Below are 11,160 nucleotides of genomic sequence, written 5' to 3' on the forward strand. Positions count from 1 at the left end.
CGTCCTCCCGGGCAGCGCCTCATCGTTAAAGTCCCTTCACCTCAAGCCGGGTATCAAATATTTCCCCGGAGAACCCTGACTGACGTTTCATGGACGGGATACCCAGGCTGGCTTGAATATGGAGTTGAACCCGGTTGGTGGTCTGGCTGGACTCAATGACGTCAACATGGATTTGGTCCAGGCGATGCTCAAAACGTTGAAGAAGGTCGCTGGCATCCTCCGCCAGTTGACGCCCTTGCCAGTCTGACACACGTCGCAGAGGATCCATCAAACCCAGGCCCGCAATAGACGTCCTGAGTACTTCATTCTCTAACGCCCCGCCCCAGACAGGACAGCGACTCGACAGCAGCGTGACCAGGTGCTGGATAATATCCGCACGGAGACCTTCATCACTGGTTTCCCGACTCTGCCTAAAACGCCTTACAAACCCCATAACCCGCTCCTGGTGAACTGGCATTCACTGGAAATACATTCCGATCAGGTCGACCTGCCGGACACAACATCGGTAGTCAGCTGGATATAGCTGTCAAGGTAATCGTACTGATATTGCGGTAAAAGACTGATCTCGCACCGGTAACGGGTTGAATCCTCCGAATCCGTCGTCAGAATGACTTTGGCCGCCCGCAGGGGGTATCGCGCCATCACCGCATCTTCGCCGTAATCCACCTCACTGACATAATTCTGTATCCAGTTCTGAAGCAGCTGGCGGCATTCATCGGCACTGTCCCAGGTGCCCACGAGATCACGGGCCAGCACCTTGACGTAATGTGCAAACCGGCAAGCCATCAATGTCGTCTGTATCATGGTCTTGACCTGTTCATTGTGAACGCTGTCTGCCCGGTAAACCGATGGGTTACTGAAAAAACCCAGCTGACCACTCAGGTAAATACTGGACAGGGAAATAAAGCCCTGCTCGGCCCAGAATGCATCCTGCTCAGCCGGAATATCGACATCGGCAACGGGCGCATATAGATAGTTGTGTGGCTCCCGGCGGTCGCTTCGGCCTGCTTCACGGACATGGTGAACAATTGCCCCCGAGACACCACTTTCATCACAGCTCCGGAGAAAACCAAACCAGCTGATACGGTTGAACTCACCCATCACGTTGGCAACAAAGGCCCAGGACGCACTTCCCCACAAATCACCCTCATTATCCGCCGGTTCACTGAAAACAAACCCGGGAAAGCAATCCTGCCAGCGGGGCCGGAGCCGTATGGCAGGCAATACCAGCCCTAGAAAGCGGGCTGACTCAATCGTGCGAAGCAATTGCCAGGACGTCATATCCTCGCTATCCAGGATTCGGCTAACGCGTGACCGATCATGCATGATCCGCAACGGGTCATCACCCAGGAAATACCGGTCAACGCCGCTGATGACCGGACACAGCGCCCTGGCGCCCAGTTCGGCGAGCAACTGCAGGGTATAAAGATCATCAAATCCTGCCGCTGACGAGGCGCCCGACGATACCGGATGATCCACCAGCAGCAAACCAAAGGGTTCGCCACCGGCGGTGTCAAGCTCACGGGAGTAGACCTTACGAAACATGGCGCTGCGCTGTATATCAGCGGCAAGGTTGAGATCAGCCGATAACTCGGCCCAGGTACAATCGAGTAATTTCAGGTGCTGGCAGCCGCTGCTTCCCTGGGTCAACACCACCCCTTCAAGGCTTCGCCAGGAGGCTTCCAGCACCCGGAACGCTTCATGGCGTATCACCTGCGTCAACTGATCACTGAGCACGACATCCAGTTCCGCAATCAGGCAGGCAATAATGGCCCGCGCATGGTCTTCAGGACCGTGATAGTCCTGGCAAAACTCACAGACAAACGCTTTATCAACAACAGGGCCAGATACCATAAACAGGACAACTTCAGGCCATTATATTAACCGGGAATTCTCGCCACCATCCGCAGTGACGTGGTCAGCTCTTCCATTTGCAGCCACGGGCGCATATAAGCGACAGCGGAATAACAACCGGGACGTCCCCGTTGCTCCTGCACCGTGATGGACGCTTCGCGCAGGGGATGCCGCGCCTTGGCCTCATTGCCAATCGCATTGGGATTCACATATTGCCCAATCCACTCATTTAACTGCTTCTCTACATCTTCTGGCTCCATGTGGGAGCCGATACGATCCCGCCCGATCATTTTCAGATAATGGGCAATACGGCTGCTGGCCATGATATAGGGCAAACGCGCAGAAATAGCGGCATTGGAGGTCGCATCCGGGTCAGTGTACGTTTTGGGTCGCTGAGACGTCTGCCCACCCATGAAAACGGCAAAATTCGTATTCTTGTAATGCACTAACGGCAGGAAGCCGAGATCGCTCAGCTCTTTCTCCCGCTCATCCGTAAAGTTAACCTCGGTCGGACTCCAGACCACCCGTTCACCCGCAGGCGTGGTGTAGCTGTACAGTGGCAGGTTTTCTACCTTGCCCCCGTTTTCCATGCCTCGAACAGCCGTGCACCAGCCAAACTTGGTAAAAGCCTGGGTCAGCAACAACCCGTATTCATAACAGGCATTGCTCCAGACAAAACGCTTGCCGCTGTCCGGATAACGATGTCCCGTGTCATCTTTGGCAAACTCCTCAAAAGCAAACGCCTTCACGGGCAGGGTTTCGGCCCCGTAGGGTAAGCGGGCCATGGTTCTCGGCAGGGTCAAGGCCACGTAACGGGCATCATCACTGTCCCGGAAGGCATTCCAGGCGCCATAGGCGGGTGAATCAAACCCGGCGGCGACCGGCTTTCCCTCGTAGAAGGTTTCAAAGCCGGCGAAATCGAACATGGCGGGATTGATGGCGGCGATAAAGGGCGCATGGGACGCGGCCGCCACCTCGCCCATGTAACGGAGCAACGCAACATCTTCATCCTGGTACGAAAAGGCATAGTCACCTAACAGCGCGCCAAACGGCTCACCACCGGCCGTACCGAACTCTTCCTGGTAGACCATGTTGAAAAAACGGCTCCGGTCTATGGCTGGCGCATTCTCAAACTGTTCCAGCAGCTCATCCCGGGTATAGTCACTGATGCGGATTTTCAGGTCAGGCCCCAGCTCACTGTTCCTGACCAGCTTCAGCAATCCCCGCCAGCTCCCTTCCAGTTTCTGGAAGGCCTCGTCATGCAGCACTGCCGCCAGCTGCTCCGAGATTTTTGCATCAATGGCCGTGATGGCCTTTTCCATGGTCAGGGTCAGGTTCTTGTCCCAGGTCACTGTGCCTTCCAGTGCCTGCCGGGTCAGTTCCGCCATCAACTCCCTGGTCGTATCCGGCGATGTCTGGCTGGTTGCGCCAATGGCGCGATCCAGGATACTGACGGCTTCTGTTGCGGCTTGTGCGCCCTCTTCCTGGACATCTGCTTCAGTACTCATGAGGTCTCATCTCCGCTGCCCGCATCGTCGCCTGAAACATCAACGCCCAGCTCACTGGCCAGCGATTGAATGGACTCCGTATTCTGTAAAATCTCTTTCAACAACCGCTCCAGGTCACGGGAACGGTCCGCCTTGCTGAGCAGCACTTTGAGCTGATTACGCGCTTCCACCAGTTTTTTCAGGGGTTCAATCTGTTCGACCAGGCTTTCAGGGTGAAAATCTTTGATCGCATTAAACCGAAGGTTGACCTCGAACTGGGAGTCGTCACCGGGACTCAGGCGATTGTCCACTTTGAACGATAACCTTGGCCCTACCTGTTTCAGCACACTGTCGAAGTTATCCTTGTCAATCTGGACAAATTCCCGTTCTTCAAGATCCGTTTTCTCACTGTCAGGTTTGTGACCGGAAAAATCACCGATCACACCCACGACAAACGGCAGCTCCCGTGTTTCCATCGCGCCGTTGGTCTCGACATCATAGGTAATACTGACCCGGTTTTTACTGACCCTTTTGTGCTGGGAGTGCAGTGCCATGACAACTCACCTCGCTTCAGCGTTCGCGCAAAGGCGAATACGCCTGACTAACGATCATCCCTGAAACCATTACCACTCATTTCTTCCCGGAAATGACTTTACCCGTGGCCAGGTCATACGACACAAGGCCACCGGCCTCCAGCTTGCCGCCCGCCGATTCGTGCCAGTGTTTCTGGTGCAGCGTAATGTAGGAAAAGGCCAGGCTTTCATAGGGCTCGCCACCATCCGTGCCACTGACGTTATAGGTCACCAGCCGGGCCTTATCCATCTTTATCTGGAAATAGACTTCCGCCCCCTGGCCCGATCGATGCGGCTTGGTAAAAACCACTTCTACCACCTTGCCTTCATCACCCGGCATATACAGGAAAGAGAGCAGTCCCTCGGACGCCCCGTCGACCTGCTTGGTCGCATTCACCTCACTCATCGCCACCATGCCGGAATCGGCATTATTCGCGTTGCCGATATCCATGGTCACTGACCGCACACCACCCCAGTTGAAAGACTTGATCGCAAACCATCCCTTGCCCAGGTTTTCCAGTCCTTCAATGGTGGCAACACCCTGCACATCCAGACCATCCACTCGCATATAAATACTTGCCATATCGAATACCTGTCAGAAACATCTCATTCAAACCTGCCCCGGTGCTACCAGCTCAAACCGCTGCCTCCATCGCTTGGCCCGGTCGTTTCTTCTGTATGCTTTTCAGGCGCGGATTCAGGCGACACATGACCACTCCCCGCATCACCGGTTGCCTGCCGCACATCGTCCTGTACGGTTTTTGAACCACTGACATCCTCCCCGGCCTGCACAGCACTCGCGTCAACCCGGGGGGTCACCGGCGCGACAACTTCCGGTTCTGGCAACGGCGCCAAAGCATCAAGATCAAGTCCCGTCTGAACAAAGATCTGCTGTTTCAAAGCCTGATGCCCGAGCAGCAATTCATCCAATAACTCTGGCAAAGGGGTATAGCCCCAACGAATCGCTTTTTCCAGCAAGTAAGGCACAACGCTGTGAGGTTCTGTACGACGGAAATAATCCGCCAGCGCCCTTAGCTGGCGGAATGCATGATCACGCGTATACATTTCCCCTTCACCAGGCGGATTCTGTTTGACGGCCGTCGTCTTGTCATCCGCCTGCGATTCAGGCAACGGCTCCCGCGCTTCCGCCCCGGGTATATCGGCTTTGTCAGCAACCCCAGGCTTTTCAGGTGCGGGTGCGGACGCCGCAGGCAAGGTCATCCCCGTTAACACCGAAACAGCCTGGGAAAAACCGTTCAGCAAGTCGGTCAAAAAGCGAAACCCGGGGAACCGTATGCCCATTCCATGCACCTGTGGCATCAACAGGGCGTCCAGCGAGGTCAATACATCGAGCGACGACCGAATGTTTGCCAGCCTCAACCGGGCGATGTCCTGCTCTGACGCCTGACAGGAAGACGCCTGTTGTTTTAGTGCCGGCAATTGACCCGTACGCTCATCACTCATGTACTGTGCATAGGTGATATCGCCAATTAATGGCGCCAGGCACAGCGGCATATAAAGCAAGCCGCTGCCTTCTGTCTCACCCAGTAACGGAATCAGGGCATCCAGGCGACAAGTGATCTGCGCTTTTTCTGCCTCATGCTCAGCCATCCCAGCCAGTTTTTCTTCTGTTAGCCGGGGAAAAAGCTGTTCGCTGAAACGTTCAAACAAACCAGACAGCAACCTGAAGGCATTCGCCATGCCAGACAGTGAGGAATCGAGCATCACCTGCGCCGCTACCAGCCAACCGGTGATTTCAATATCTTTGGATTGCGTGCCGAGCGTTTGCCTGATCAGCCCGGCCAGCTGTCGCCAGTGTTGCCGACAGTCGTCCTGTATCGTTTCAAGGTGGGCAGGATCAGGCTCCTGGCTCAACTGTCGAAGGTCTGTCTGTGCGAGATTGAAACTGTTTCTCAATGGCCGAAATAAACGACGATCAGCCTTGAGTGAGGCGCCACAGGGAGCCCCTTCCGTGATGGCCTGCAATAACGGCTCAACGGATACCTCATCAAGTACTTCTGTTCCAGACACAAATGCTTCCGTCACCCGATCCCAAGATTTATGAGTTATAGCTGCTTTTCACTCAAACGACGGATTGAGTCGATAAATGTCACGTGTTTAACACCGCCGACTTTCACCGCTTGCTCTATAGTTGTGTCTTGATCGCGAAGTTACGTTCTGAATGAGGCGCCACAGGAGTCAAGATTGGCCATGCCGGGTGTTCACAGTGACGTTCGTCCTGTCTCTGCACGGATTGACGGCAGGGATATGGTGCTATCCACGTTGACCGTCCATGATTCGGTCTGCGGCGCCTGCCGCCTTGAGGCAACACTGGAAAGCCCTTCCCGCCTGTCATTTGACCTGCTCGGACAGCACATCACGATTGTCTATCGCCCGGGCTCTGGTACGCAGCGCAAAGAAGCCTGGCGTTATGTCACCACCATTGCCGGACTGGAAGAACTGGATTACCACAGTCACAGGAACACCTGGATCTATCGGCTCACCGGTGAACACTGGCTTGACCTGCTGCGTTACCGCGTCCAGTGCCGTGTTTTCCAAAACAGCAACAGTCGGGTCATTATTTCCAGGGTGCTTGATGACGCGGGATTCCGGGGCGCCTATCGGTTCAATCTCAGTGGCCAGCCCTGCAAGAGAGAGTACTGCGTACAGTTCAACGAATCCGATGCCGATTTCATCCGTCGCCTGATCGCTGATGAGGGCTGGCACTACCACCCGGTGGTACAGGGCGACCAGGCCAAACTGCTGATCGGTGACACCAACCAGGCATTCCCCCAATCGCCTGACTATGAATTCCCTTATGTCCGGGAAACCGGTCAAAAGCAGTTCGCCATTACCGAGTGGCGGGAAGTCAACCAGCTCAATAGCACACGCGTCTACCTCAGGGATTACAACGACGCCCTGGCACAACCGATTGACGGCGGCCACCATGACACCCGTTTCTGTCGCGGAAAAGGTATGCGATCACAGCTGGAATGGTACCGCTACCCCGCCGGCAGGGCTGAGCGTTCCAGGATGCGAAGTACGGGCCGTCAGCTCACGGAAAGACTGGATGGCCAGTTCCGCCATTACCTGGGTGCCTCACATGTCACAACGCTGGCTGTTGGACAGCGCTTCAAACTCGCTGAACACCCGGAAAGCCGTATGAATGATGAATACCTGATTGTCGGTACTGAACAGCAGTTACGCGCCACCGAGGCACTGCGGGAAAAAGAATACCACTGTTGTTTTACCTGCATTCCGGCCAGTATGCCTTACCGCAGCCCGGCCCATGCCAAACCCATCATTCACGGACTGCAAAGCGCCACTGTCACCGGCCCTGCCAACACCCGTATTCATCATGACAAACAGGGGCGCATCAAAGTGCTTTTCCATTGGGACCGGGCAGGCAAAAATGATGATACCAGCAGCTGCTGGCTGCGGGTTGCCCAGTCCCTTGCAGGCAATGAATTTGGTACGCAGTTCATTCCCCGCGTCGGTGATGAAGTACTGGTCAGTTTCATTGATGGCGATCCAGACCGCCCCGTGGTGTTGACCTCGGTTTACAACGGGCGTCATGTGCCACCCTACCCGGTGACAACGCAGTTTGGCATTCGCACCCATTCAACACCCAACGGTAACACGGCCAACTGCAATGAGCTGCGTTTCAACGACCACACCGGCAAGGAAGAACTCTGGATTCAGGCAGAACGGGACTGGAACAGCCTGATCAAAAATGACTGGCATCAGACCATAAACGGTAAACAAACCACCCATGTCGAAAAAACCGCTGACTGGTCGTCACGCAAGTGCATGACGGTCAAGACAGAAGACGCCTTAAACGTTAATGCTGATAAAACCGCCGACTTCAATAGTACGGATAATATGACACTGTCCAGCAAACAGACGATTTATGCCAAGGCTGGCGTGGATATGGCGCTTGAAGCCCCTTCGGCCATCACGGTTGAAGGCAATACAATAACAGTGACAGGCAAATCATCTATTGAACTGAAAGTCGGTGCCAGCAAAATTGTCATCTCACCCTCCAGTATATCGCTGTCAGCGCCAACCATTGACATCAAGGCAACGGGTTCCGCCACACTGAAGGGTACGACAACAACGGTTCAGGGCCAGGCAAAAGCCGACCTGAAAGGTCCCATCGTCAACGTCAAGGGGGACGCCATGGCCAAAATCAGCGCCGGCGCCATGGTGCAGGTTCAGGGCGCCATTGCCAAAATCAATTGACCATGGCTGCTTACCTGAAAATTCCCTACCCGCTGGCGAATGATATTCTCGCGCGCTACCAACCCTCGGACAACGCGCTTGCATGCTTCGAAGATGGGCTGACACCAGCCGCCTTTATCGAAGCGTTGGAAAAGGCTGGCCATTACCCGGACCTTGTCATTTTCCTGGCCCATGCCCTGCCGGTTCGGGAAGCCGTCTGGTGGGCCTGTTGCTGTACGCAACATCGATCTGACTGGCACGATGCTGAACAACTGGCCATCCAGGCTGCTTTCGCCTGGGTGAAAGTACCGGATGAGACCAGTCGGCGCCATGCGGAAAAAATGGCCCGAGCAGCCGGTCTTGAAACGGCGCCCGGCTGGATTGCCCAGGCTGTTTTCTGGAGCAGCGGCAGTATCACCCCGGAAGACCAACCGGTCGTTCAGCCTCCCGCCGGTCTTTATGCCCATGCTGTTGCCGGCGCTATTAACCTCTGTGCCGTTTTACCCGATGGTGATGAGGCAGAACACCGCTATCCGGAGTATCTTCGTATTGGGCTGGATATTGCTTCTGGTGGCGATGGCCGCCTGACAAAGGAGATAACCTTATGAAACCTGCTGCCCGTGCCGGTGATATGCATGTTTGCCCCATGCAGACCCCGGCTGTTCCACCGGTTCCCCATGTCGGCGGCCCATTGCTTCCGATGCCCTGTACCGTGTTGATTGGCAACGTGCCTGCAGCGACGCTGGGACAACTGTGTACCTGTGTAGGCCCACCGGATTCGGTCATCCTGGGCAGCGCCACCGTCCTGATCAATAGCAAGCCCGCCGCCCGTATGGGAGATACTACTGCCCACGGTGGCACCATTGTGATAGGGATGCCAACGGTGCTGATCGGCGGCTGAATTACAGCGGTGTCGTCATGACAAACACGCCGGAGCGTTGGGCAAATGCCGGGTGTTGCCGGGTGTTTTGGTCGGCTTCACGCATTCTGGTGGCTACCAGCGCCTGCTCGGACAGCTTGAGTTTCTGTTCTTCTGACAGTGTCGGCTTATCAAGACTGAACTGGCTGCGACCCGCGATATGCAGGTCTTCCACCTTGCTGAAATCATACCGGCCATACTGGACGCCGGGCTGTCTCAGGGCGGCCCGCTGCAATGTTTCACGATCGTCTTCCACCTGGCTCAGCAGTTCAGCGATCTGCCCTTTAATGGTCCCATAATTGGCCCAGGCGGCAATATACTCATGACGACGATCGGCCTCAGCCAGTAATCCCGGGTGTGCTGACGCCAGCTGCACGATAACATGGCGGTAGATGTTGTCATAACATACCAGGTGCAGGCCAACCGGGTTCAGTCCCATGCTGAAATCCACACCGCCACCAACGGCAAGGGCGCCGGAAGCCGCAGACTGGAACCTGAAGCCTTCGTAACGGCTGAATGCAATGCACAGATTGGCGCTGGTGCCCACGCCCAACTGCCCTTCTCCTGTGAAAGAGCAACTGGCAACACTGACGCCCTTATGCCTGATTGTCACTTCCTGGGTAAAACTCCCCTTAAGCCCCGCAAAGGCACTGGCATTCAAGTCCACGTTCACACCGTCCAGGTTTGCCGTCAGTTTGCCGCTGCCTGACGCCAACGCCCCCGCAAGCCCCTCAAACTCGAGATTGCTCTCGACAATATCCTTATAAGCGAGTGCGACCGTACCCGACACCCTTAACCCGACATTCACTTCCGCTTCAGCGGACAGCTCTGCGCCGGGCATCGGTTTATAGTCTTCCGCCTTACCGATCGCGGACCTAATGCCCTCCCCCACGCTGTCTCCCTTCACAACCGCATTCAATGCCTCCCTGGCCTTTCCCGAATAGAACGCCTTTTCAGTCAACTCCGCAGGATTGAAGCCGGTATTCCCAATACGCCCTTTTACACCCAGCCTGACACCCGCCAGCGCCTGCAGCCGGGCCTTCGCTTCACCGGTCAGCACGCCTTTCAGGTCGACCTGGTATTCATACTCAACCGTTTTCTGGATATGCCCCTCAAGGCCTGCACTGAAACTGGCTGTCTGCTCATCACGCGAAGGGGCTGTACGTGAAACATTCGTATCCAGCTTCACGGTGTGGTACCAGACCGGGCGCGTCACGCGGTTAAAATAATCATTGGCCACCTGTTGAGCCGAGGCCTGCAATAATGTCATCCGTGCCCTGACCAGGGGCGAGTAAAGATCGAACTGCTCGTTTCCGCCATGCTTCCAGTATTTGAGCAGATCCAGCTTGTTACGCAGGGCAGCTTCCGTTCTTCCATTCATCAATAATCTTTCGATACGCTGCGGCATCACATCAGTGGGCTGGTAAATCGCCATGTTTTCACGAAAATGCCGGGAGCCGATGGCCGCAATAGCGGCATATTCCGGTGTTCCCAGAAGCAACGAGGGATGGGTGCTGTTGTATTTTTTTTCACAAAAGGTGTAAACCCTATCCAGCGCCTGCTGAAAATGCCGGACCCGGGTTTCCTTGCGGTATTGCCAACTGGCCAGAGCACGCACCCACTCATTCAGTTTGGCCCGGTAGGCTGGCAAGGGTAACTCAAGCCACTCGCTCTGGAAGTGCATGACATAACCTCCACTCGATAGAGCACAGTGCTCAGGTGCACGTCTTGCAAATCAGGAGATCTATATAGTACGAAGTCAGAATTAACGGCTAATCTTCCAACGGTTTTTTTTCAGCAAGCCCTGCAAAGATTAAATAAATGCCTTCACCGCATTATGGTCACCATATTGTGCGATATATTGATCAAGTTGCTGAAGATATCGGGCTTTTATCTCCTCTGACAACCAGGCGATCTCAAAACCATTTGCCACAAGTCGTACAATTTCCTCTTTCGTGAAAGAGCCATCCTCAGCTAGCGCAACCAGATTTTGATTAATATACGCTCGAAAATAAGCGGGATCATCTGAATTGATGGTAACTTTCACGCCGTGCTCTAACAACGTTCTGATTTCATGGGAGGTCAATGACTGTACAACAAAACGATT

At 55.0% G+C, this 11,160-nt stretch carries 10 protein-coding genes and 1 pseudogene; 3 read left to right on the plus strand and 8 right to left on the minus strand.

Features of this window, described 5'->3' with window-relative positions; translation table 11 throughout:
- Nucleotides 1-25 precede the first annotated feature (25 nt).
- The 6 genes from AC27K1_RS20930 to AC27K1_RS20955 form a co-directional block, all read right to left on the minus strand.
- Nucleotides 26-433 carry a hypothetical protein gene (locus AC27K1_RS20930; protein ID WP_487152738.1) on the minus strand — a complete coding sequence of 136 codons (408 nt, stop codon included), beginning with the start codon at nt 431-433 and terminating at the stop codon, nt 26-28.
- Between the two features lie 44 nt (nt 434-477).
- Complete coding sequence (locus tag AC27K1_RS20935) at nt 478-1,854, minus strand: type VI secretion system contractile sheath domain-containing protein (protein ID WP_487152739.1); 1,377 nt, start codon at nt 1,852-1,854, stop codon at nt 478-480.
- Nucleotides 1,855-1,880: 26 nt separating this feature from the next.
- Nucleotides 1,881-3,362, minus strand: a complete 1,482-nt coding sequence (gene tssC / locus AC27K1_RS20940; protein WP_487152740.1) for a type VI secretion system contractile sheath large subunit — start codon at nt 3,360-3,362, stop codon at nt 1,881-1,883.
- Nucleotides 3,359-3,895: a type VI secretion system contractile sheath small subunit gene (gene tssB / locus AC27K1_RS20945; RefSeq protein ID WP_487152741.1), complete on the minus strand. Its 537-nt coding sequence runs from the start codon at nt 3,893-3,895 to the stop codon at nt 3,359-3,361. Before tssB ends, tssC begins: the two co-directional genes overlap by 4 nt.
- A 76-nt stretch (nt 3,896-3,971) precedes the next feature.
- On the minus strand, nt 3,972-4,496 hold the full coding sequence (locus AC27K1_RS20950) for an Hcp family type VI secretion system effector (protein ID WP_487152742.1): 525 nt from the start codon (nt 4,494-4,496) through the stop codon (nt 3,972-3,974).
- A gap of 44 nt (nt 4,497-4,540) precedes the next feature.
- Nucleotides 4,541-5,944 (minus strand): type VI secretion system protein TssA, encoded by a 1,404-nt coding sequence (locus AC27K1_RS20955; protein WP_487152743.1) that lies wholly within the window; start codon nt 5,942-5,944, stop codon nt 4,541-4,543.
- Nucleotides 5,945-6,124: 180 nt separating this feature from the next.
- Between AC27K1_RS20955 and AC27K1_RS20960 the strand changes: the two genes are divergently transcribed.
- Genes AC27K1_RS20960 through AC27K1_RS20970 form a run of 3 tightly spaced genes read left to right on the plus strand, consistent with a single transcriptional unit; the run spans nt 6,125 to nt 9,035 of the window.
- On the plus strand, nt 6,125-8,155 hold the full coding sequence (locus tag AC27K1_RS20960) for a type VI secretion system Vgr family protein (protein ID WP_487152744.1): 2,031 nt from the start codon (nt 6,125-6,127) through the stop codon (nt 8,153-8,155).
- Between the two features lie 2 nt (nt 8,156-8,157).
- Nucleotides 8,158-8,742, plus strand: a complete 585-nt coding sequence (locus AC27K1_RS20965; RefSeq protein WP_487152745.1) for a DUF6931 family protein — start codon at nt 8,158-8,160, stop codon at nt 8,740-8,742.
- On the plus strand, nt 8,739-9,035 hold the full coding sequence (locus AC27K1_RS20970; protein WP_487152746.1) for a PAAR domain-containing protein: 297 nt from the start codon (nt 8,739-8,741) through the stop codon (nt 9,033-9,035). The genes AC27K1_RS20965 and AC27K1_RS20970 overlap by 4 nt, the downstream gene beginning before the upstream one ends.
- 1 nt (nt 9,036) lies before the next feature.
- Here the strand turns inward: AC27K1_RS20970 and AC27K1_RS20975 are convergent, their stop codons facing one another.
- Together AC27K1_RS20975 and AC27K1_RS20980 are read right to left on the minus strand one after the other, a co-directional pair.
- Nucleotides 9,037-10,737, minus strand: a complete 1,701-nt coding sequence (locus tag AC27K1_RS20975) for a hypothetical protein (RefSeq protein WP_487152747.1) — start codon at nt 10,735-10,737, stop codon at nt 9,037-9,039.
- A 129-nt stretch (nt 10,738-10,866) separates the two neighbouring features.
- Nucleotides 10,867-11,160: pseudogene (locus AC27K1_RS20980) on the minus strand (hypothetical protein); the annotation flags it as partial.

This window comes from Kistimonas ophiarachnellae (assembly GCF_057552235.1).